This is a genomic window from Streptomyces sp. NPDC000229, assembly GCF_040300825.1.
Classification (GTDB): domain Bacteria; phylum Actinomycetota; class Actinomycetes; order Streptomycetales; family Streptomycetaceae; genus Streptomyces.
Genome location: NZ_JBEPEL010000068.1, coordinates 1 through 21019 on the forward strand (window position 1 = coordinate 1; position 21019 = coordinate 21019).

The following is a 21019-nucleotide window of genomic DNA, read 5'->3' on the forward strand; positions in this document are numbered from 1 at the left end:
GCCTTCTCGCGCTCGGAGTCGATCCGCTCGTTGTCCTTGTTCTTCCGGTCCTCGACCTCCTTGTCCTTGTCGTCGCGGGCCTTGACGAACTCCTACTGGTTCTGGTTCTCGCCCCGGTAGTACTCGAAGACCCAGCCCCACAGGCCGATCAGGACCAGCGGAGCGGAGAAGTACAGCAGCCACCAGCCGAGCGCGATGCTCAGGAAGGCGAACGCGCCGCCGATCGCCAGGGAGAGCGGCTGCCAGCTGTGCGGCGAGAAGAAGCCGACCTCACCGGCCTCGTCCGCGACGTCGGCCTCCTTGTCGTCCTGGGCCATGGCGTCCACTCGCCGGGCCGTGAAGGCCAGGTAGTAGCCGATCATGATCGCCAGGCCGAAGGCCAGGAAGAGCGCCGTCGTACCGGCCGGCTCCTTCGACCACACGCCATAGAGGATCGCCATGGCGAGGATGAAGATGCTCAGCCAGATGAACATCTTGCCCTGGATCTTCACTTGCCGACCTCCTTGCCACCGAACAGCGCGGTGTCCTTCTGCCCGTGGTTCTCGAGCTGGCCGACAGCGGCGATCTCAGGGTGATGCAGGTCGAACGCCGGGGATTCCGAACGGATGCGCGGCAGCGTGAGGAAGTTGTGCCGCGGCGGCGGGCAGGAGGTCGCCCACTCCAGCGAACGGCCATAGCCCCACGGGTCGTCGACCTCGATCTTCTTGCCGTACTTGGCGGTCTTCCAGACGTTGTAGAAGAACGGCAGGATCGACATGCCCAGCAGGAACGAGGCGATCGTGGAGATCGTGTTCAGCAGGGTGAAGCCGTCGGCGGCGAGGTAGTCCGCGTACCGACGCGGCATGCCCTCGGCACCGAGCCAGTGCTGCACCAGGAACGTGCCGTGGAAGCCGATGAACAGCGTCCAGAACGTGATCTTGCCGAGCCGCTCGTCCAGCATCTTTCCGGTGAACTTCGGCCACCAGAAGTGGAACCCGGCGAACATCGCGAACACCACGGTGCCGAAGACGACGTAGTGGAAGTGCGCGACGACGAAGTACGAGTCGGAGACGTGGAAGTCCATCGGCGGCGAGGCCAGGATGACACCGGTCAGACCACCGAAGGTGAAGGTGACCAGGAAGCCGATCGTCCAGAGCATCGGTGTCTCGAAGGACAACGAGCCCTTCCACATGGTGCCGATCCAGTTGAAGAACTTCACACCGGTCGGAACCGCGATCAGGAAGGTCATGAAGGCGAAGAACGGCAGCAGCACACCGCCGGTGACGTACATGTGGTGAGCCCACACCGTCACGGACAGACCGGCGATCGCGATGGTCGCGGCCACCAGGCCGATGTAACCGAACATCGGCTTGCGGCTGAAGACCGGGATGATCTCCGACACGATGCCGAAGAACGGCAGGGCGATGATGTACACCTCCGGATGCCCGAAGAACCAGAAGAGGTGCTGCCACAGCAGCGCTCCACCGTTGGCCGGGTCGAAGATGTGGGCGCCGAACTTGCGGTCCGCCTCCAGCGCGAAGAGCGCGGCGGCGAGCACCGGGAAGGCGAGCAGGACCAGCACACCGGTCAGCAGCACGTTCCAGGTGAAGATCGGCATGCGGAACATCGTCATGCCCGGAGCGCGCATGCAGATGATCGTGGTGATGAAGTTGACCGAGCCGAGGATCGTGCCGAAGCCGGAGAAGGCCAGACCCATGATCCACATGTCGGCGCCGACACCCGGCGAGCGGACCGCGTCCGACAGCGGCGTGTAGGCGAACCAGCCGAAGTCGGCCGCACCCTGCGGGGTGAGGAAGCCGGCCACCGCGATGATCGAGCCGAAGAGGTACAGCCAGTACGCGAACATGTTCAGCCGCGGGAACGCCACGTCGGGCGCGCCGATCTGCAGCGGCATGATCCAGTTGGCGAATCCGGCGAACAGCGGCGTCGCGAACATCAGCAGCATGATCGTGCCGTGCATCGTGAACGCCTGGTTGAACTGCTCGTTCGACATGATCTGCGTACCCGGACGGGCCAGCTCGGCGCGCATGAAGAGCGCCAGCAGACCACCGATGCAGAAGAAGATGAACGACGTGACCAGGTAAAGCGTGCCGATCGTCTTGTGGTCGGTGGTGGTCAGCCACTTCACGACCACACCGCCGGGGTGGCGGCGCCGGACGGGCAGCTCGTTCTCGTACGGCTCACGCGAGCCGTCGGCTGCCTCGGCGGCACCCTGAGGTTCGTTGAGGATGCTCACAGTTGGTTGCTCTCCGAGTTCCTGGCCGAGTCGGTCATCTGCATGCCCGCCGGGATGTAACCCGTCTGCCCCTTCTCGGCCAGCTCCTTCAGGTGCTGCTGGTAGCGCTCCGGGGAGACGACCTTGACGTTGAAGAGCATCCGGGAGTGGTCGACGCCGCAGAGCTCGGCGCACTTGCCCTTGAAGGTGCCCTCCTGGGTCGCGGTCACTTCGAAGACGTTCACGTTGTGACCGGGGAAGACGTCCTGCTTGAACAGGAAGGGGACCACCCAGAACGAGTGGATGACGTCACGGGAGGTCAGGATGAACCGGACCTTCTCACCCTTCGGCAGCCACAGGGTCGGGCCGGGGTTGCCGTTCTGCGGATTCCGCGTGCCCGGGATGCCGTAGTCGTAGACACCCTCGGCTCCCTGGGGGAACTCCTTTTGGTACTTGTCAGGAACGACGGCGAGTTCCTTGGCGGGCGTGGCGCCCGTGTCGGCCTTGCCGTCGACGTTCTCGATGTAGTTGAAGCCCCAGCTCCACTGGTAGCCGACCACACTGATGGTGTGGGCCGGCTTGTTGGAGAGAGCCAGAAGCTTCGACTCGTCACGCGCGGTGAAGTAGAAGAGCACCGAGACGATGATGAGCGGGGTCACCGTGTACAGCGCCTCGATGGGCATGTTGTACCGGGTCTGCGGAGGAACCTCGACCTTGGTGCGGCTACGCCGGTGGAAGATGACGCTCCACAGGATCAGGCCCCAGACCAGCACGCCCGTGGCGAGCGCAGCCGCCCACGAGCCCTGCCAGAGGGAGAGGATCCGCGGGGCCTCCTCCGTCACCGGGGTGGGCATACCAAGGCGGGGGAAGTCCTCCCAGTTGTACGAGCAACCGGAGGCGGTAGCCAGGATCAGGCCCGCAGTCAGCACCTGCGGCAGCTTCCGCCGCATCGGGCGCCGCGACGAGCGGTCGGAGCCGTTGGGACTCACGTAGCGCCTTCCCGAGAGTCTCGCCCGCGCGGTCGGCTGCGGCCGTCACGCTGGTCGGTCGCCGGCCCTGACGCGGGCAGGGGTTTGGATGTTTATGCGGACCAAACCCTACTGGACGCTATTTGGGGTCGCGCGGGGAGGGTGCCCAACGCGCCGCACGGCACCCCGAAGGGGTGTTCAGGGCCGATTTTCTGAGGGTTCCGTCCGCTTCGGCCGGGGGCGCGTCCGGCTGCACGTCCGGCTGCGCGTCTGGTTTTCGATCCGGCTTCGGTCCGGGGCCCCCGTGGCCCGTCCGGGGTCGCGTCCGGATTGGGTCCGTGGCCCGTCCGGGGTCGCGTCCGGATTGGGTCCGGGGCCCGTCCGGCTCGCGTCTGGATAGGGCCCAGGGTCCGTCCGGCTCGCGTCTGGATAGGGCCCAGGGTCCGTCCGGCTCGCGTCCGGGCACGGTCTGCCCGGCCCCTCTTCGGTCCCGCTCGGTCCCGCTCGGTCCCGCTCGGTCCCGCGGGGTCCTGCCCCGGTCCGGCGTCACGTCTGGGTTCGGGCCCGGCTCGGTCCCGCTTCGGCCCGGCTTCGCGTCCTGCTTCCGCCTCGGTCGGCACCCGTGGGTGGGCCCGGCGGAGATAGCGTGGCTGCGTGCCCTATTTCGATTCCGCTTCCGCCGCCCCGCTCCACCCGGTCGCCCGGCAGGCCCTCCAGGCCGCGCTGGACGAGGGGTGGGCCGATCCCGCCCGCCTGTACCGGGAGGGGCGGCGCGCCCGGCTGCTGCTGGACGCGGCGCGGGAGGCGGCGGCGGAGGCGGTGGGGTGCCGTCCCGACGAGCTCGTGTTCACTCCTTCGGGGACGCGTGCGGTGCACTCGGGGGTTGCCGGGGCCCTCGCCGGGCGCCGGCGGGTGGGGCGGCATCTGGTCGTATCGGCGGTGGAACACTCGTCCGTGCTCCACGCGGCGGCCGCGCTCGAGGCGGACGGCGGGGCGGTGACCGAGGTGCCGGTGGACCGGGCCGGACGGGTCGCGCCGGACGCGTACGCCGCCGCGTTGCGGGACGACACGGCGCTCGCCTGCCTCCAGTCGGCCAATCACGAGGTGGGCACCGAGCAGCCGGTGGCCGAGGTGGCCGCGGCGTGCCGGGAGGCGGGGGTACCGCTCCTGGTGGACGCCGCGCAGTCGCTGGCGTGGGGCCCGGTGGAGGGCGATTGGTCACTGCTCACGGCAAGTGCCCATAAATGGGGCGGCCCTGCGGGGGTCGGACTGCTGGTCGTTCGCAAGGGTGTGCGGTTCGCGCCCCAAGGTCCGGCGGACGAACGGGAGTCGGGGCGCTCGGCCGGGTTCGAGAACATCCCGGCCATCGTGGCGGCGGCGGCCTCGCTGCGGGCGGTCCGCGCGGAGGCCGCGGCGGAGGCCGGGCGGCTGGGCGAGCTGGTCGAGCGGATCCGGACGCGGGTGGCGGAGGTGGTGCCCGACGTGGAGGTGGTCGGCGATCCGGTACGGCGACTTCCCCATCTGGTGACGTTCTCCTGCCTCTACGTCGACGGGGAGGCTCTGCTGCACGAGCTGGACCGGGCCGGTTTCTCCGTTTCCTCCGGTTCGTCGTGTACGAGTTCGACGCTGACACCCAGCCATGTCCTGCGCGCCATGGGGGTGCTGTCGGAGGGCAACGTCCGGGTGTCGCTGCCGTTCGGGACGGCGGAGGCGGACGTGGAGCGGTTCCTGGAGGTGCTGCCGGGCACGGTGGCGGGAATCCGGGAGCGGTTCGGGGCTCCGGCGTCCCCGCCCACGACCGGCGGCGGGGAGTCCCTGGTGGTGGACGCACTCGGCAGGCGGTGCCCGATCCCGGTGATCGAGCTGGCCAAGGTGTTCGGCGACGTCCCGGTCGGCGGCACCGTCACGGTCCTCTCCGACGACGAGGCGGCCCGCCTGGACATCCCGGCGTGGTGCGAGATGCGCGGCCAGGAATACGTGGGCGAGCGTCCGGCGGAGCACGGTACGGCGTACACGGTCCGCCGGACGTCGTAGTCAGGGCATGTGGGCCTGGACCTCGGCCGCGGCCTCATGGCCGTACGCCTTGGTGAAGCGGTCCATGAAGGGCGGGCGGCTCAGGGTGTACTCCTGGGTGCCGAGCGTCTCGATGACCAGCGTGGCCAGCATGCAGCCGACCTGGGCGGCGCGCTCCAGGCCGACGCCCCACGAAAGGCCCGACAGGAAGCCGGCGCGGAAGGCGTCGCCCACGCCCGTCGGGTCGACCTTGGCCTGCTCCTCGGGGCAGCCGACCTCGATGACCGGTCCGCCGACGCTCTCGATGCGTACCCCTCGGGAGCCGAGGGTGGTGACGCGGTGGCCGACCTTGGCGAGGATCTCCTCGTCGGTCCAGCCGGTCTTGGACTCGATGAGCCCCTTCTCGTACTCGTTGGAGAAGAGGTACGTCGCGCCGTCGAGCAGCGTGCGGATCTCGTCGCCGTCCATGCGGGCGATCTGCTGCGAGAAGTCTGCGGCGAACGGGATGTTCCGGGTGCGGCACTCCTCCGTGTGGCGGAGCATCGCCTCGGGGTCGTCCGCGCCGATGGACACCAGGTCGAGGCCGCCGACCCGGTCGGCGACGGCCTTGAGCTCGATCAGCCGGGCCTCGCTCATCGCGCCGGTGTAGAAGGAGCCGATCTGGTTGTGGTCGGCGTCGGTGGTGCACACGAAGCGCGCGGTGTGCAGGACCTCGGAGATCCGTACGGATCCGGTGTCCACACCGTGCCGGTCGAGCCAGGCGCGGTACTCGTCGAAGTCGGAGCCCGCCGCACCGACCAGGATGGGGCGGGTGCCGAGCTGCCCCATGCCGAAGCAGATGTTGGCCGCCACCCCTCCCCTGCGTACGTCGAGGTTGTCGACCAGGAAGGAGAGGGAGACCGTGTGCAGCTGATCGGCGACCAGCTGGTCGGCGAATCGGCCGGGGAAGGTCATGAGGTGGTCGGTGGCGATGGAGCCGGTGACTGCGATACGCACGGCTGGGCGCTCCTGCGGGAAGGGGGAGTTGACAGTTCACGCTACCGGGTCGGCGCCGCCCCCACATGTGGAAACTACCCGATAGTAGGTCTTTTTCGGTCGGCTCTCGCATGCGTACGGTGCGCTTATGTCGAAGTTCAGCGTTCCGCGTGAGCAGCACGAATCCGATGTGAGCCTGGCGGAGCTGCGCGGGGACAGCGCCCGCATGGCACCGCACTGGGTGGTTCCGGCGGAGGCCGCACCCGCGCCCGCCCCCGTGTCGCCCTCCCTGATCCATGGCGTGGTCGTCCCGCCCGCCTCCGCCCGGCTGATGGCCGCTGCGCCGGAGTACGGCGCCTGAGGGAACCGTGCGCTCCTCCGCTCCGTCCCAGGGGTGTCTCCCGTAAAGGGGCCACGGCGTACGAAGGAGCATTGCGGTGAGCAGTACGGAGCCGGAGCCGGCCACGGAGCCGACACAGGAGAGCCCTCGCCGGAGGCGTTCGCCGCTCGCCGTCGCCTCGGTGGCGGCGGCGGTGCTGCTGGCCGGGGGCGGCGGTGCGTACTTCGCCACGGTGGCGTCGGACGGTGACGGCCGACGGGGTGGCGTTCCCGCGGCGGGCGGTACGCAGCCGCCGCCGCTCGCCCTCGACGGCCACACCGAGAGCGGTACGCCGGGCGGTTCACCGGGCGGCGGGCCGGGCATCGCGCCCGGTGAGCCGGACCCGAACGGGGTGGTCTACCGAGCCGGGGGCGCCCTGCCCAAGGGCCCCGACTCGGCGCACCTGTACCGCCCGGAGGGCACCGTCGGCGCCGACGACGTGGCGCGGCTGGCCAAGGCACTGGGCGTCGACGGCACGCCCAAGGCGGCCGGCACGGCGTGGAAGGTCGGCCCGGACAAGGACGGCTCGGGCGCGACGCTCCAGGTCGAGCGGCAGGCGCCGGGCGTCTGGACGTTCGGGACGGCGCCGGTCGGCGACAACTGCCTCAAGGGCAAGGAGTGCCCCACGGGCGGGCAGCCCCAGGGCGGCGGGCAGCCGGTGAGCGAGGCGGCCGCGAAGAAGGCGGCAGCCCCGGTACTGAAGGCACTGGGCCAGCAGGAAGCCGAGCTGGACGCCACGCAGGTGATGGGTGCGGTACGGGTGGTCAACGCGGACCCGGTCGTGGGCGGGCTGCCGACGTACGGCTGGTCCACCGGCATCCAGGTGGGCGCGGACGGCACGGTCAGCGGCGGCAGCGGCCGGCTGAAGGCTCCGGCGGAGAGCCATGAGTATCCGGTGATCGGCGCGGCGGAGGCGCTGAAGCTGCTGAACGCCGGGTCGGGTGATGGCCAGGTCGGCATCGGTGGGTGCGCCACACCCGCGCCGCTGGAGGACTCCGGGACGAAGCCGGCCGCCCCGTGCGGGCCGGCCTCGAAGCCGGCGGAGACGGTGACGATCTCCAAGGCGGTCTTCGGGCTGGCGGCGCACTACACGGCGGGGCGCCCGGCGCTCGTGCCGTCCTGGCTGTTCGAGGTGGCGCCCAAGGGGGACGCGCGGCCGTTCACCATCACCTACCCGGCGGTGTCGCCCAAGCACCTGGTGCCCGCGCCCCCTCCGGCGACATCCGTTCCGGAGCCGTCGGGGACGCCGGGAACACCGGGAACCGGGAAGGCGCCGCGGCAGGTCGAGTCGTACAGCCAGGACGGGAAGATCCTGACGGCGCGCTTCTGGGGCGGGGTGTGCAGCAAGTACACCGTCAAGGCCGAGGAGAGCGGCACACAGGTGAAGCTGAAGGTGGTCGAGACGCCGATCGAGCCGGGCCGGGTCTGCATCCTGATTGCGAAGGAGCTGACCGGCACGGTGACGCTGGACCAGCCGCTGGGCGACCGGCAGGTCGTGGACGCGGCGAGCGGTGAGGGCGTGCCGCGGAGGTAGGCCACCTGGACGCGGGTGCGGACGCCGGACGCGGACGCCGGACGCGGACGCCGGACGCGGACGCCGGACGCGGAAAAGGCGGCGGCCCCGGGGATGGTCCGGGGCCGCCGCCTTGCGTTTCCAGCCGTGGGGTGAGGCTTCCTCAGCTGAAGGAGTCACCGCAGGCGCAGGAGCCGGTGGCGTTGGGGTTGTCGATGGTGAAGCCCTGCTTCTCGATCGTGTCGACGAAGTCGATGGAGGCGCCGCCCAGGTACGGGGCGCTCATGCGGTCGGTGACGACCTTGACGCCGTTGAAGTCCTTGACGACGTCACCGTCGAGCGAACGCTCGTCGAAGAAGAGCTGGTAACGCAGGCCCGAGCAGCCACCGGGCTGAACCGCGACGCGCAGTGCCAGGTCGTCGCGGCCTTCCTGGTCGAGCAGGGCCTTGACCTTGGCCGCGGCGGCGTCCGACAGGAGGATGCCGTCGCTGACAGTGGTCTTCTCGTCCGATACGGACATCTGCTTCTCTCCCGGGTTGTACGGAGACTGCTTGCCGACCGGTTGCAACCGGCGGGGCCGCGGATTCATTCCGGGCACAGCGCTTGTCTTTCCCTTTCATGCTCGCACACCGGGCTCCGGGCAAGCACCGGCCTGTGGAGGGGGGATGTGTCACATCGACACTATGGCCATCGTCAAAGTGACGTGAACCGGTTATGATAGATAACGTCATTTAGACGAAAAGGCTCTCCGCAGAAAAGAAAGGGTGCGTGACGTGACCACCGCCCAGCCCCTGGACGTCCAGCCGTCGCCCCTCGCCCTGCTGCTCCTCGGCCGCGAGGCCGACCCCAAGAGCGAGCGGGGAGTGGAGTGCCCCGGCGACCTCCCCTCGCCCTCCGACCCGGACCTGGTCGAGCGCGCCCGCGCGGCCAAGGAGAAGCTCGGGAACAAGGTCTTCGTCCTGGGGCACCACTACCAGCGCGACGAGGTCATCCAGTTCGCGGACGTCACCGGCGACTCCTTCAAGCTCGCCCGGGACGCGGCGGCGCGGCCGGAGGCCGAGTACATCGTCTTCTGCGGCGTGCACTTCATGGCCGAGTCGGCGGACATCCTGACCACGGACGACCAGAAGGTCGTGCTGCCGGACCTGGCGGCCGGGTGCTCGATGGCCGACATGGCGACGGCCGAGCAGGTCGCGGAGTGCTGGGACGTGCTGACGGAGGCGGGCATCGCGGACGTGACGGTCCCCGTCTCGTACATGAACTCCTCCGCCGACATCAAGGCCTTCACCGGCAAGCACGGTGGCACGATCTGCACCTCGTCCAACGCCAAGCGCGCGCTGGACTGGGCCTTCGAGCAGGGCGAGAAGGTTCTGTTCCTGCCTGACCAGCACCTGGGCCGCAACACCGCCGTCCGGGACATGGGCATGTCGCTGGAGGACTGCGTCCTCTACAACCCGCACAAGCCGAACGGCGGGCTGACGGCGGAGGAGCTGCGCGGCGCCAAGATGATCCTGTGGCGGGGCCACTGCTCCGTGCACGGGCGTTTCTCGCTGGACTCGGTCAACGACGTGCGGGAGCGGATCCCGGGCGTGAACGTGCTGGTCCACCCGGAGTGCAAGCACGAGGTCGTGGCAGCGGCGGACTACGTCGGCTCGACCGAGTACATCATCAAGACCCTGGAGGCGGCCCCGGCCGGCTCGAAGTGGGCGATCGGTACGGAGCTGAACCTGGTCCAGCGTCTGGCGAACCGTTTCGCCAGCGAGGGCAAGGAGATCGTCTTCCTCGACAAGACGGTCTGCTTCTGCTCGACCATGAACCGCATCGACCTGCCGCACCTGGTGTGGGCGCTGGAGTCGCTCGCCGAGGGCAACCTGGTCAACCAGATCCAGGTCGACCGCGAGACGGAGAGCTTCGCCAAGCTGGCGCTGGAGCGGATGCTGGCGCTGCCGTAGTTCTTCTCGTACGTGTACGCCCGAGGGGCGCCCCGCCGGCTGCGGGGCGCCCCTCGGGCGTTGGGCTCGGACGCCGGTGGGTGCGAGACGGCCCTGGGTGCGGCGTGTGGTGCGGGAGGGGGCCGCGGGTGCGGCGCGGGCCCCTGCGTGCGGGACGGGGGCCGTGGATGGGGGGGCGTGGCCCCTCCGGGCTCGCCTCCTCGAGGCCGGCGGCCTCGGGTCTCGGCGGCAGGGAGCCCTTCCGGCGCCACCGGCCTCTGCGGGACGACCCTGCACGGCCCCGCCCCGGCCGGACGCCGGGTGCGGGGTCGTGCGTGGCCGGACCGCGCGGGCGTTACGCGTTGGCAGGGGCCGGGGCCCTCTCCTCGGCGGGCGCCGACTTCGCCGCGCGCTTGGCCTCGCGCTTGGCGCGGCGGCGCTCCTTGCGGAGTTCCACCATCGCGTAGAGCGTCGGGACCAGGAGCAGGGTGAGCAGGGTCGAGGTCACCAGGCCGCCGATCACCACGACCGCGAGCGGCTGGGCGATGAAGCCGCCCTCGCCCGTGATGCCCAGGGCCATGGGGAGCAGGGCGAAGATCGTCGCCAGGGCCGTCATCAGGATCGGGCGGAGGCGGTGGCGACCGCCCTCGATGACCGATTCGACGACCCCCAGGCCCTGGGCCCGGTACTGGTTGATCAGGTCGATCAGCACGATCGCGTTGGTGACCACGATGCCGATCAGCATCAGCATGCCGATCATCGCCGGGACGCCCATCGCTGTTCCTGTGGCCACCAGGAGGCCGATGGCCCCCGTGGCAGCGAAGGGGATGGAGACCAGGAGGATGAGCGGCTGGACCAGCGAGCGGAACGTGGCGACCAGGAGCATGAAGACGATCGCGATCGCCGCCAGCATCGCCAGGCCCAGGTTCGCGAAGGCCTCGTCCTGGTCCTCGGAGACGCCGCCGATGGACGCGGTGGCTCCGTCGGGGAGGTCCAGCGCGTTGATCTTCGACTGGAGCGCGCTGCTGACCGCGCCCGTGTTGTCACCGGTCGGCTTCGCCGTGATGGTCGCCGCGCGCGAACCGTCGATGCGGGTCATCGAGACCGGACCGGGGACCAGCTTCACCTCGGCGATGTCGCCGAGCTTCGCCGGGCCGAGCGGGAGTGCCTTGAGGTCGGTCAGTGTCCTGGCGGGCCTTGCGGAGGTGATCATCACCTCGCGCTCGGTGTCGTCCAGGATCGCCTTGCCGGCCGGGGTGCCGCGTACGGCCTGGGCGACCGCCATGCCGAGGGCGGCGTCGGTGAAGCCCGCCTCGGCCGCCTTGGGGCCCGCCTGGACCGAGATGCGCGGGACGGACTGCGACAGGTCGCTCTGGACGTCGATGACGTCCTTGAGCTCGGCGACCTCCGCGCGTACCTGCTCGGAGGCCCGCTTGAGGGTGGTCGCGTCGGACGCCTTCACCACGACGCTCAGGTCCTGGTTGCCGAATCCGTCACCGGCCGCGATGGTCGTGTCGCCGATGCCGTCGAGCTTGCCGAGCTCGGCGTCGATGCGGTCACGGGCCTTCCCGTACGAGGCGGCGTCCGTGAGCGTGACCTGGTACGAGGCCTGGTTGGCGCCCGTACCGCCGCCGAAGGCCGCCATGAAGCCGGACGAACCGACGGTGACCTGGTAGTCCTTGACCTCGTCGACCGAGGCGAGGACCTTCTCGACCTTCTTCGCCGCGGCGTCCGCCGCCTCCAGGCTGGTGCCGGCCGGCAGCTCCTGCTTGATGGACAGGATCTCCTGCTCGCCCTGGTCGAAGAAGTTGGTCTTCAGCAGCGGGGCCATGCCGAAGGCGCCCACGAGGACGACGATCGCGAGGGCGACGCTGGTGAGGCGGCGCCGGGTGGCGAAGCGCAGGACGGGGACGTACATGCGCTGGAGGACGCTGCGGCTCTCCTTCTCCTCCGCCTTGCGGCGGGCCTCGTCCGGGTCCGCCGACGTGCCCTTGGGGGCCCGGAGGAACCAGTACGACAGGACCGGTACGACAGTGAGGGAGACGAGGAGGGAGGCGAGCAGGGCGGCGGTGACCGTGAGGGAGAACGAGCCGAACAGCTCGCCCACCATGCCGCCGACCAGACCGATGGGGAGGAAGACCGCCACGGTGGTGAGGGTGGAGGAGGTGACCGCGTCGGCCACTTCGCGTACCGCCGTGAGGATCGCCGCCTGGCGCTCCTCGCCGTAGCCGAGGTGCCGCTTGATGTTCTCCAGGACCACGATCGAGTCGTCGACGACCCGGCCGATCGCGATGGTGAGCGCGCCCAGGGTGAGCATGTTGAGCGACAGGTCGCGGGTCCACAGGACGATCAGGGCGAGGACCACGGAGAGCGGGATGGAGACCGCGGTGACCAGGGTGGAGCGGAGGGAGGCCAGGAAGACCAGGATGACGAGGACGGCGAAGAGGAGTCCGAGGGCGCCTTCGGTGGTCAGACCGGAGATGGACTTGGAGACCGCCGGGCCCTGGTCGGAGACGACGGTCAGCTCGGCGCCGGAACCGAGGTCCTCGCGCAGGTCCGGGAGCTTCTTCCGGACCGCTTCCGAGATGGCGACGGCGCTGCCGTCGTTGTCCATGGTGGCCATGACGGCGAGGCTGGGCTTGCCGTTCGTACGGGTGAGGGAGACCCGCCGGGACTCCTCCTGCTTCACGGTGGCGATGTCGCCGAGGCGTACCGCGTCGCCCTTCTCGGGCTTGATCGAGAGGTCCTCGATCTGCTTCAGCGAGGAGAAGCCACCGCCGACCTGGACCGTGCGGCTCTTGCCCGCCTCGGAGAAGGAGCCGGCCGGGACGGTCGCGCCGCCCGCCTTCAGGGCCTCGGACAGGGTCATGGGGTTCAGACCCGCCGCGGCGAGCTTCCGGTCGTCGGGCGTGACGGAGACCTGGAGGTCCTGCACACCGTCGATCGACACCTGGCCGACGCCGTCGATGTCCTCCAGGGCCGGGACGACGGTCCGCTCCAGCTGGTCGGCGAGCGCCTGCTGGTCCCTGGTGGACGTGACGGCGAGGACGACGGTCGGGATGTCGTCGGTCGAACCGGCGACGACCTGCGGGTCGACGTCCTCGGGCAGCTGTGCGCGGGCGCGGTTGACGGCCTGCTGGACGTCGGCGACGAGTTGCTTGGTGTCCTCGTCGCCGTAGTCGAAGGTGGCCATGATGAGCGCGTTGCCCTCACTGGCGGTGGAGGTGACGCCCTTGATGCCGTCGACCGCCTTGATGGTGCTCTCGAGCGGTTCGACGACCTGCTTCTCGACCACGTCGGGGGACGCGCCCTGGTACGGGGCGAGAACCGACACCATCGGCAGTTCGATGGAGGGCAGCAGCTGTTGCTTGAGCTGCGGGATGGCGATCGCCCCGAAGACGATCGCCACGATGGACATCAGCCCTATCAGGGCCCGTTGTGCGAGGCTGAATCTGGACAGCCAGGACATGGGGTCTCTCTTCTGTGGCGGATCGGCAGGTATTCATACGATCAGCCACGGAGGGGAGGGTTCCGTCGGCCCCAGGTCCCGTTTGCTTATGGCGGGCATACACCGGATGGAGTACTCGGTCACTCCGCCCTGGGGCGTACCAGCCCTGACTCGTAGGCCGTGACGACCAGTTGGGCCCGGTCGCGGGCGCCGAGCTTGGCCATGGCCCGGTTGACGTGGGTCTTGATGGTGAGCGGACTGACCTCCAGCCGTTCGGCGATCTCGTCGTTGGAGTGGCCGCCGGCGACGAGGACGAGGACCTCCCGTTCCCGTACGGTGAGGGCGTCAAGCCGCTCCGAGTAGCCCTCCCCGTCCGGCCGGGCGGCGTCCGCGTTGCCGCCTTGGGCGAGGAACGTGGCGATCAGCCCCTTGGTGGCGACGGGCGACAGCAGGGCCTCACCGGCGGCGGCGATCCTGATGGCGTTCAGCAGCTCGTCCGGTTCCGCGCCCTTGCCCAGGAAGCCGGAGGCCCCGGCGCGCAGCGACTGCACCACGTACTCGTCCACCTCGAAGGTGGTCAGCATGACGACGCGTACACCCGCGAGGTCCGGGTCCGCGCTGATCAGGCGGGTGGCGGCGAGGCCGTCCGTACCGGGCATGCGGATGTCCATCAGCACGACGTCGGCCCGCTGCGAGCGGGCGAGCGCGACGGCCTCGGCGCCGTCCGCCGCCTCCCCGACGACCTCCATGTCCGGCTCGGAGTCCACGAGCACCTTGAACGCGCTGCGCAGCAGTGCCTGGTCGTCGGCGAGCAGCACCCTGATGGTCATGTGGCCTCCCCTGTACGTGCCGTGACGGGAAGTATCGCCTGGACGCGGAAGCCGTCTCCGTAGCGGGGGCCCGCGGTGAGGGCGCCGCCGAGGGCGGTGACGCGCTCGCGCATCCCGATGAGGCCGTGGCCGCCGCTGTCGGCCGTCTTCTCGGTGGGTACGCCGTTGTCGAGGACCGTCACCTCGACGGTGCGGCCGACCCGGACCACGCTCACCTCTGCCCTGGCGTCCGGCCCGGCGTGCTTCCGTACGTTCGTCAGCGCCTCCTGGATGATCCGGTACGCGGCGAGGTCGACGGCCGCCGGGAGTTCGGTGCCCTGGTCGGTGCGGGCCAGCTCGACCGGGAGGCCGGCGTTGCGGAAGGTGTCCAGCAACTCGTCGAGGACGGCGAGGCCGGGAGCCGGTTCGGTGGGCGCCTCGGGGTCGCCGGACTGGCGGAGCAGGCCGACGGTGGCGCGCAGCTCGTTGAGGGCGGAGCGGCTGGCCTCGCGGACGTGTGCGAGGGCTTCCTTGGCCTGGTCGGGGCGTTTGTCCATGACATGGGCGGCGACGCCGGCCTGGACGTTGACCAGCGCGATGTGGTGGGCGACGACGTCGTGCAGGTCCCGGGCGATGCGCAGCCGCTCCTCGGCGACCCGGCGGCGGGCCTCCTCCTCGCGGGTGCGCTCGGCGCGTTCGGCGCGCTCGCGGATGGCGTCGACGACGGCGCGGCGACTGCGGACGGCGTCGCCGGCGGCCGCGGCCATGCCGGTCCACGCGAAGACGCCCAGGTTCTCCTGGCTGTACCACGGCGCGGAGCCGAACAGCATCGCGGCGCCCGTCAGTACCGTCATCGTCAGCGGACCGACCCGCCAGGTGGTGGGGCGGTCGGTGCGCGAGGCGACGGTGTAGAGCGCGACGACGGCGCTCATGGCGACCGGGGCGGGCGGATCCTCGGCGACGTGCTCCATGAGCGTGACCGAGCCGGTGACCAGCAGGACGCCCAGCGGTGTGCGGCGCCGCATGACCAGGGCCGCGGCCCCGGCGAGCATGAGCAGCACGCTGCCCGCATCGGGGGTACGCCCCCCGAAGTCGGGCCCGCCGTGCGGCCCGCCGTGCCGGTCGACGAACGAACCGGCGACCATGCACACGAGCACGCCGAGGGCCAGGGCGCCGTCGAGCGCGAGGGGATGCTCCCGCATCCAGCCCCGCCCGCGCGCGAGCCGTTCTCCGAGGGTGGTCACAGGAGGCAACGGTACGGCTTGCCCCGGCCCATGGTTCCCGGCCATCGGCCCTGACGGCATGCGCACCGCGGGCGACCCCGCGCGCGGGCGACCCGCGCCGCCGGGTGGCCGGATGGTGCCGGGTGGCCGGGTGGCCGGGTGGCCGGGTGCGCCGACCCGGGTCGCCGGGCCGGCGTCGGTCGGGGCGGGCGCCGGGGTGGCCGGGCGGCGTCGGGCGGTCGGGGCGGGTGCCGGGTGCGCCGACCCGGGTCGCCGGGCCGGCGGGGCGGGGCCGGCGCCGGGCAGGCGGGGACGGTGTCCGTCGGGCCGGAAAACGCTGCGCCCCGCTCCCGGGGGTGCGGAGCGGGGCACAGAAGGGTGTTGGAGGCGGGCGCGGGCAGTTGCCCGGCGCGGCCGGGGCGGAGGCGTCGGTCCGGGTGTCAGCCGGGGATGAGGCCGTCGTCGGAGAGCATCTCGCGGACCTCTTCCAGCGTCGCGTCCGGTGCCGGAAGGATCAGTTCGGAGGGTTCGAGCGCGTCGTCCGGCAGGGGCTCGCCCAGCTGGCGAACCGTGTCCAGCAGGGCGTGGAGCGTGCGGCGGAAGCCTTCGCCGTCGCCGCCCTCCATCTCCGCGAGCAGCTCGTCGTCCAGCTTGTTGAGCTCGGCGAAGTGGCTGTCCGCCAGCTTCACCTGGCCCTCCCCCATGATCCTGACGATCATGACGCGCCGTCCTTAGCTCTTGTCGAACCGGGTCTGTGACTGCGACTGCTGCTGGGCCTGGTCCTGCGGGGTCCCCGTGCCGCCCTCGAGGGCCTGCTGCGGGGTGGTGCCGCCGGCCAGCTCGGCCTTCATGCGCTGGAGCTCCAGCTCGACGTCCGTACCGCCCGACAGGCGGTCCAGCTCGGCCTGGATGTCGTCCTTCTGGAGGCCCGACTGGTCGTCCAGCGCCCCGGACGCCAGCAGCTCGTCGATCGCACCCGCCCGCGCCTGGAGCTGCGCGGTCTTGTCCTCGGCACGCTGGATGGCGACGCCGACGTCGCTCATCTCCTCCGAGATGCCCGAGAACGACTCGGCGATCCGGGTCTGCGCCTGGGCGGCGGTGTACGTGGCCTTGATGGTCTCCTTCTTCGTGCGGAAGGCGTCGACCTTGGCCTGGAGGCGCTGCGCGGCGAGCGTGAGCTTCTCCTCCTCGCCCTGGAGGGTCTGATGCTGGGTCTCCAGGTCCGTCACCTGCTGCTGCAGCGCGGCCCGGCGGGACAGTGCCTCGCGGGCGAGGTCCTCCCGGCCCAGCGCGAGCGCCTTGCGGCCCTGGTCCTCCAGCTTGGTCGACTGGCTCTGGAGCTGGTTCAGCTGCAGCTCCAGGCGCTTGCGCGAGGTCGCCACGTCGGCGACGCCGCGGCGCACCTTCTGGAGCAGCTCCAGCTGCTTCTGGTACGAGTAATCGAGGGTCTCGCGCGGATCCTCGGCCCGGTCGAGGGCCTTGTTTGCCTTCGCGCGGAAGATCATCCCCATACGCTTCATGACACCGCTCATGGGCTTCGCGCGCCCCCTTCTGACGGACTTCGGCTGCAGCACTCCAACAGAACCCACAGTACGGGCCCCACATCCATTACCGCACTGTTCGGGCGCGGATGCGCTCATCCCCAAGGACGACTGCGCGCGGCCCGGATCCGGCGCAAGGAGTAGGGATCCTCTGAGGGAGGGACGCAGGCTGTTGCCGGATCGTTCCCCGCGGGGGTGGGGTCCATGCGGCGCACCCCGTACCCTTGGGCTTTGTGTTCCGTAGCCGTTCGAAGGATGAGAAGGCCCCCACCGACAAGGTGACGGCGGACCTCTCCAAGCAGCCCCGCGACCCCCAGGCCCCCAAGGGCCGCCCGACCCCGAAGCGGAGTGAGGCCCAGACCCAGCGTCGCCGTGCCCAGACCGTGCCGACCGACCGCAAGGAGGCCATGCGTCGCCAGCGCGAGGCCCGCCGCGCGGACCTGGCCAGGCAGCGCCAGGCGCTCGCCAGTGGCGACGAGCGTTATCTGCCGGCCCGCGACAAGGGTCCGGTCCGCCGCTTCGTCCGCGACTTCGTGGACTCGCGCTTCTGCGTCGCCGAGTTCTTCCTGCCGCTGGCGGTCGTGATCCTGGTGCTGTCCAGCCTGCCCAGCACCCAGCTGAAGAACATCTCCCTGCTGCTGTGGCTCGCGGTGATCGCCCTGATCATCGTGGACTCGATCGGCATCTGGCTGCGGCTGAAGAAGCAGCTGAACACCCGCTTCCCGAACGAGCCGAAGCGCGGCGCCGTGGCCTACGGCCTGATGCGGACGCTCCAGCTGCGCCGGCTGCGGCTGCCCAAGCCGCAGGTCAAGCGCGGAGAGCGGCCCTGAGCACCCTCGTCTCCGGTTTCGGAGGCGCATCGGGTGACTGGCTGGACGGGCTCGGCGGACTGCGCAACACGGTCCGCCAGGAACTCGTCGCACGCCAGCTGGACGAGCAGATAGCCGCCCGCTACCCCGTGGGGCAGCGGCTGAGGATCCTCGACGTCGGCATGGGCCAGGGCACACAGGCACTGCGCCTGGCGCGCGCCGGGCACACCATCACGGGCCTGGAGTCCGACCCCGAGATGCTGAAAGTGGCCCGCGAGGCACTGGCGTCAGAGCCCGCCGGCATCCGCGAGCGGGTCCGGCTGATCGAGGGGGACGGCCGGGAGACCGGCGTGCACTTCCTGCCGGGCAGCTTCGACGTGGTGCTCTGCCACGGCGTGCTGATGTACGTGGAGGAGCCGGACGCCATGCTGGCGGGGCTCGCCCGGATGCTCGCGCCGGGCGGTCTGCTGTCGCTGCTCGTACGGAACGCGGACGCGCTGGCCATGCGGCCGGGGCTGACCGGGGACTGGTCGGGGGCGCTGGCGGCGTTCGAGTCGGACACCTACTCCCCCAAGCTCTCGGTTTCGCTCGAGCAGGGGGCACCCCCATCCCGGCTGGGGCTGCCGGTGCGGGCCGACCGGCTGGAGACGCTGACGGCGACGCTCGCGGGTATCGCGGCGCCGCTCCAGGCCTGGTACGGGGTGCGGGTCTTCACCGACCTGGTACCGAACGAGGAGGGGCTGCCCGCCGCGGAGGAGCTGGAGCGGCTGCTCGCGGCGGAGGACCGGGCCGGGCGCACGGAGCCCTACCGCCGGGTGGCGGCGCTGCTGCACCTGTGCGGGGTACGGGGCTGAAGGCCGGGGCCGGCGGTCAGGTGATCGGGGGGTTCTCGCGTCTTCCTCCGGCGTGAGTGACGGGAGCATTACGGAACGGACAACCCGCCCAAGCCGCCCGCCCGCGAGACCTGGCGGGCCCTGCACCGGCATTTCCGCCCGCACCGCTGGACCGTCGCGGTCGGCACCTTCCTGGCCCTGATCGGCGCGGGCACCGGCATCCTCCAGCCGCTCGCCGCCAAGGCGCTGGTGGAGCGCCTCGGCCAGGACGAGCCGATCGGCCAGGTCCTGATCGTCCTCACCGCGCTGGTCCTGGTGGGCACGGCGATCGAGTCGGTGGGCGCGTACGTACGGGAGCGCACCGCCGAGTCCGTCGTGCTCGCCGCCCGCCGCACCTTGATCGGCCGGCTGCTGCGGCTGCGGCTGCCGGAGGTGGAGCGGACCCAGCCGGGTGACCTGATGTCCCGGATCACCTCCGACACGACCCTGCTGCGGGCGGTGACGACCGACTCGATCGTCTCGGCCGTGACGGGTGGCCTGGCGTTCCTGGCCACCCTGGTGATGATGGCCGTGATGGACGTGGTGCTGCTCTGCGTAACGCTGGGCGTGATCGTCCTGATCGGCGGCGCCATGGCGCTGGTGATGCCGCAGATCTCACGGCCATACGGCGCTCCCAGGAGGCGGTCGCCGAGATCGCCACCCGCTGGCGCTGCGGGACGTGGTGGCGGAGGCCGCGCGGGAGGTGACGGTCCTGGTGGTGGCGCACCGGCTGTCGACCGTGACGCTCGCGGACCGGATCGTCGTCATGGAGGCGGGGCGGGTACGGGCGGTGGGCACCCATGCGGAGCTGGTGGCGGCCGATCCCCTGTACGGGGAGCTGGCGGCGACCCAGTTCCTCACGGCGGCGACCGCGGGGTGACCCCCTGATCGGGTGTGCAGCAGGCGCCGTACGGGCGGGGCGAAAGGGATACTCCGGACATGGATGCCCTTCGTGTGCTCGCGCCCCTGACCTCCGTGGTCTGCGCGGCCGCCCTGGTGGGCGGCTGTTCGGCCGGTTCGCCGCCCACGGGCAGGGCCGCGGCCGAGCCCCGGGCGGCGACGGCCCGTGCCGCGGCGCCCGAGGCCGCCCGGGCGGCCGAGCTGGAGGACGACTACCGGAACGCGATCAGGGACGTCCTCCCGTCGGTCGTGCAGATCGAGGCACGGGCGGGGCTGGGCTCCGGTGTCGTCTACGACGAGCAGGGGCACATCGTCACCAACGCGCACGTCGTCGGCAGGGAGAAGAGGTTCGAGGTCACCGTGGCGACGGGCGAGGAGACCCTGACCGCCAAGCTGGTCTCCAGCTATCCGGAGCAGGACCTCGCCGTCATCAAGCTCGACCGACGCCCCGACGGGCTGAAGCCGGCCACGTTCGGCGACTCGTCCAAGGTGGAGGTCGGCCAGATCGTGCTGGCCATGGGCTCACCGCTCGGCCTGTCCGGCAGCGTCACCCAGGGCATCGTGTCCGCGACCGGACGGACCGTCAGCGAGAGCCGGACGGGCGGCGGGACGGGCGCGACGATCGGCAACATGGTCCAGACGTCGGCGGCGATCAACCCGGGCAACAGTGGTGGCGCGCTGGTCAACCTGGACAGCGAGGTCATCGGCATCCCGACGCTGGCGGCGGCGGACCCGGAGCTGGGCGGCAGCGCGGCGCCGGGCATCGGCTTCGCGATCCCCGCCTCGATGGTGCGGACGGTCGCCGACCAGATCGTCCGGACGGGCCGGGTCACCGACTCGGGCCGGGCGGCCCTGAACATCACCGGCCGAACCGTCCTGACCGACGACTACCAGCCGGGCGGCGTCGCCATCGTCGAGGTCTCCCGGGGCGGCGCCGCGGCGGACGCGGGCCTGAGGCCGGGCGACATCATCACCAAGCTGGACGACGCCCGGATCACCACGATGACGTCCCTGCTGGAGGCGCTGGCATCGGCGAAACCGGGCGACCAGGTCACCGTGACGTACACCCGCGGCGGCCGCTCGGCGACGGCACGGGTCACGCTGGGCGAGATCTGACGCCGCCCCCTCCGAACGGCGCCCGCAGGGGGCGGGACGGGGCCGGTGGTGGGCGCCGGCCCCGTCGGGGGGTCAGCCCTGAGCCGCGTCTTCCGCGTGGAGGCTCATCGGACCGTAGATCTTCGTGTCGTCCTCGAAGAGGACGACCTGGTCGGCGCCGCCGTCCTTGAGGTCCTTCCAGTTCTCGCCGACCCACGATTCCGCGTCGCCCTGGGTGGTGAACTCCTCCGGCTCGACCGCCGGCTGGACCTCCGTGCCGTCGGACCGCTCGAACCGCCACGTCCATGCCATGTGGGCCTCCAGATGA

General features: G+C 70.9%; 19 protein-coding genes and 1 pseudogene. 9 read left to right on the forward strand and 11 right to left on the reverse strand.

The genetic code is table 11. The annotated features are described in order from the left end of the window. Positions 1–92 precede the first annotated feature (92 nt). The 3 genes from ABT360_RS26750 to ctaC are packed head-to-tail and all read right to left on the reverse strand — an operon-like array spanning position 93 to position 3204. Entirely contained in the window at positions 93–491 is a 399-nt protein-coding gene (locus tag ABT360_RS26750) for a cytochrome c oxidase subunit 4 (protein ID WP_351821567.1), read from the reverse strand. Beyond that, positions 488–2236 (reverse strand): aa3-type cytochrome oxidase subunit I, encoded by a 1749-nt coding sequence (gene ctaD, locus ABT360_RS26755; protein WP_351821569.1) that lies wholly within the window; start codon positions 2234–2236, stop codon positions 488–490. The genes ABT360_RS26750 and ctaD overlap by 4 nt, the downstream gene beginning before the upstream one ends. After that, positions 2233–3204 (reverse strand): aa3-type cytochrome oxidase subunit II, encoded by a 972-nt coding sequence (gene ctaC / locus ABT360_RS26760; protein WP_351821572.1) that lies wholly within the window; start codon positions 3202–3204, stop codon positions 2233–2235. The genes ctaD and ctaC overlap by 4 nt, the downstream gene beginning before the upstream one ends. A gap of 633 nt (positions 3205–3837) precedes the next feature. Here ctaC and ABT360_RS26765 point away from each other — a divergent pair. Then, positions 3838–5217, forward strand: a complete 1380-nt coding sequence (locus tag ABT360_RS26765; RefSeq protein WP_351821575.1) for a cysteine desulfurase/sulfurtransferase TusA family protein — start codon at positions 3838–3840, stop codon at positions 5215–5217. On the opposite strand, the gene ABT360_RS26770 is transcribed toward ABT360_RS26765, so the two are convergent. Continuing rightward, positions 5218–6192 (reverse strand): carbohydrate kinase family protein, encoded by a 975-nt coding sequence (locus ABT360_RS26770; RefSeq protein ID WP_351821578.1) that lies wholly within the window; start codon positions 6190–6192, stop codon positions 5218–5220. Between the two features lie 127 nt (positions 6193–6319). Here ABT360_RS26770 and ABT360_RS26775 point away from each other — a divergent pair, with 127 nt between their 5' ends. Both ABT360_RS26775 and ABT360_RS26780 read left to right on the forward strand, forming a co-directional pair. Beyond that, complete coding sequence (locus ABT360_RS26775; protein WP_351821581.1) at positions 6320–6532, forward strand: hypothetical protein; 213 nt, start codon at positions 6320–6322, stop codon at positions 6530–6532. Positions 6533–6608: 76 nt separating this feature from the next. Further along, on the forward strand, positions 6609–8084 hold the full coding sequence (locus ABT360_RS26780; RefSeq protein ID WP_351821584.1) for a hypothetical protein: 1476 nt from the start codon (positions 6609–6611) through the stop codon (positions 8082–8084). 142 nt (positions 8085–8226) lie between these two features. On the opposite strand, the gene erpA is transcribed toward ABT360_RS26780, so the two are convergent. After that, positions 8227–8583 carry an iron-sulfur cluster insertion protein ErpA gene (erpA, locus tag ABT360_RS26785; RefSeq protein WP_064071056.1) on the reverse strand — a complete coding sequence of 119 codons (357 nt, stop codon included), beginning with the start codon at positions 8581–8583 and terminating at the stop codon, positions 8227–8229. Positions 8584–8827: 244 nt separating this feature from the next. Here erpA and nadA point away from each other — a divergent pair, with 244 nt between their 5' ends. After that, complete coding sequence (nadA, locus tag ABT360_RS26790) at positions 8828–10015, forward strand: quinolinate synthase NadA (protein ID WP_351821587.1); 1188 nt, start codon at positions 8828–8830, stop codon at positions 10013–10015. A gap of 334 nt (positions 10016–10349) precedes the next feature. On the opposite strand, the gene ABT360_RS26795 is transcribed toward nadA, so the two are convergent. The 5 genes from ABT360_RS26795 to ABT360_RS26815 all read right to left on the reverse strand — a co-directional run bounded on the left by ABT360_RS26795 (position 10350) and on the right by ABT360_RS26815 (position 17006). Next, positions 10350–13463: an efflux RND transporter permease subunit gene (locus tag ABT360_RS26795; RefSeq protein WP_351821590.1), complete on the reverse strand. Its 3114-nt coding sequence runs from the start codon at positions 13461–13463 to the stop codon at positions 10350–10352. Positions 13464–13582: 119 nt separating this feature from the next. Further along, complete coding sequence (locus ABT360_RS26800) at positions 13583–14272, reverse strand: response regulator transcription factor (RefSeq protein WP_351821593.1); 690 nt, start codon at positions 14270–14272, stop codon at positions 13583–13585. Beyond that, entirely contained in the window at positions 14269–15495 is a 1227-nt protein-coding gene (locus tag ABT360_RS26805) for a sensor histidine kinase (protein WP_351821596.1), read from the reverse strand. Before ABT360_RS26805 ends, ABT360_RS26800 begins: the two co-directional genes overlap by 4 nt. A gap of 419 nt (positions 15496–15914) precedes the next feature. Continuing rightward, positions 15915–16193, reverse strand: coding sequence for a PspA-associated protein PspAA (pspAA, locus tag ABT360_RS26810; RefSeq protein ID WP_351821598.1), 279 nt, complete (start codon positions 16191–16193; stop codon positions 15915–15917). A 12-nt stretch (positions 16194–16205) separates the two neighbouring features. Further along, positions 16206–17006, reverse strand: a complete 801-nt coding sequence (locus ABT360_RS26815; protein ID WP_351821601.1) for a PspA/IM30 family protein — start codon at positions 17004–17006, stop codon at positions 16206–16208. A gap of 242 nt (positions 17007–17248) precedes the next feature. On the opposite strand from ABT360_RS26815, the gene ABT360_RS26820 reads away from it, so the two are divergent. The 5 genes and pseudogenes from ABT360_RS26820 (at position 17249) to ABT360_RS26840 (ending at position 20712) form a co-directional block, all read left to right on the forward strand. After that, the gene (locus ABT360_RS26820; protein WP_351821603.1) at positions 17249–17845 is read left to right on the forward strand and encodes a DUF3043 domain-containing protein; all 597 of its coding nucleotides are present in this window, start codon (positions 17249–17251) and stop codon (positions 17843–17845) included. Between the two features lie 41 nt (positions 17846–17886). Next, positions 17887–18678: a class I SAM-dependent methyltransferase gene (locus ABT360_RS26825; protein ID WP_351821650.1), complete on the forward strand. Its 792-nt coding sequence runs from the start codon at positions 17887–17889 to the stop codon at positions 18676–18678. 120 nt (positions 18679–18798) lie between these two features. Further along, positions 18799–19358, forward strand: a pseudogene (locus ABT360_RS26830) (ABC transporter transmembrane domain-containing protein); the annotation flags it as partial. Between the two features lie 17 nt (positions 19359–19375). Beyond that, positions 19376–19576, forward strand: a complete 201-nt coding sequence (locus ABT360_RS26835; protein WP_351821606.1) for a hypothetical protein — start codon at positions 19376–19378, stop codon at positions 19574–19576. A 59-nt stretch (positions 19577–19635) separates the two neighbouring features. Beyond that, entirely contained in the window at positions 19636–20712 is a 1077-nt protein-coding gene (locus ABT360_RS26840) for a S1C family serine protease (RefSeq protein WP_351821609.1), read from the forward strand. A gap of 72 nt (positions 20713–20784) precedes the next feature. On the opposite strand, the gene ABT360_RS26845 is transcribed toward ABT360_RS26840, so the two are convergent. Further along, positions 20785–21003: a hypothetical protein gene (locus ABT360_RS26845; RefSeq protein ID WP_064071045.1), complete on the reverse strand. Its 219-nt coding sequence runs from the start codon at positions 21001–21003 to the stop codon at positions 20785–20787. Positions 21004–21019: the final 16 nt, after the last annotated feature.

Bases quoted from the DNA above. Each gene is read 5' to 3' on its own strand.
- ABT360_RS26845 (WP_064071045.1), bottom strand. From the start codon at position 21,003: ATGGCATGGACGTGGCGGTTCGAGCGGTCCGACGGCACGGAGGTCCAG.
- erpA (WP_064071056.1), bottom strand. From the start codon at position 8,583: ATGTCCGTATCGGACGAGAAGACCACTGTCAGCGACGGCATCCTCCTG.
- ABT360_RS26800 (WP_351821593.1), bottom strand. From the start codon at position 14,272: ATGACCATCAGGGTGCTGCTCGCCGACGACCAGGCACTGCTGCGCAGC.
- ABT360_RS26815 (WP_351821601.1), bottom strand. From the start codon at position 17,006: ATGAGCGGTGTCATGAAGCGTATGGGGATGATCTTCCGCGCGAAGGCA.
- pspAA (WP_351821598.1), bottom strand. From the start codon at position 16,193: ATGATCGTCAGGATCATGGGGGAGGGCCAGGTGAAGCTGGCGGACAGC.
- ABT360_RS26795 (WP_351821590.1), bottom strand. From the start codon at position 13,463: ATGTCCTGGCTGTCCAGATTCAGCCTCGCACAACGGGCCCTGATAGGG.
- ABT360_RS26840 (WP_351821609.1), top strand. From the start codon at position 19,636: ATGGATGCCCTTCGTGTGCTCGCGCCCCTGACCTCCGTGGTCTGCGCG.
- ABT360_RS26775 (WP_351821581.1), top strand. From the start codon at position 6,320: ATGTCGAAGTTCAGCGTTCCGCGTGAGCAGCACGAATCCGATGTGAGC.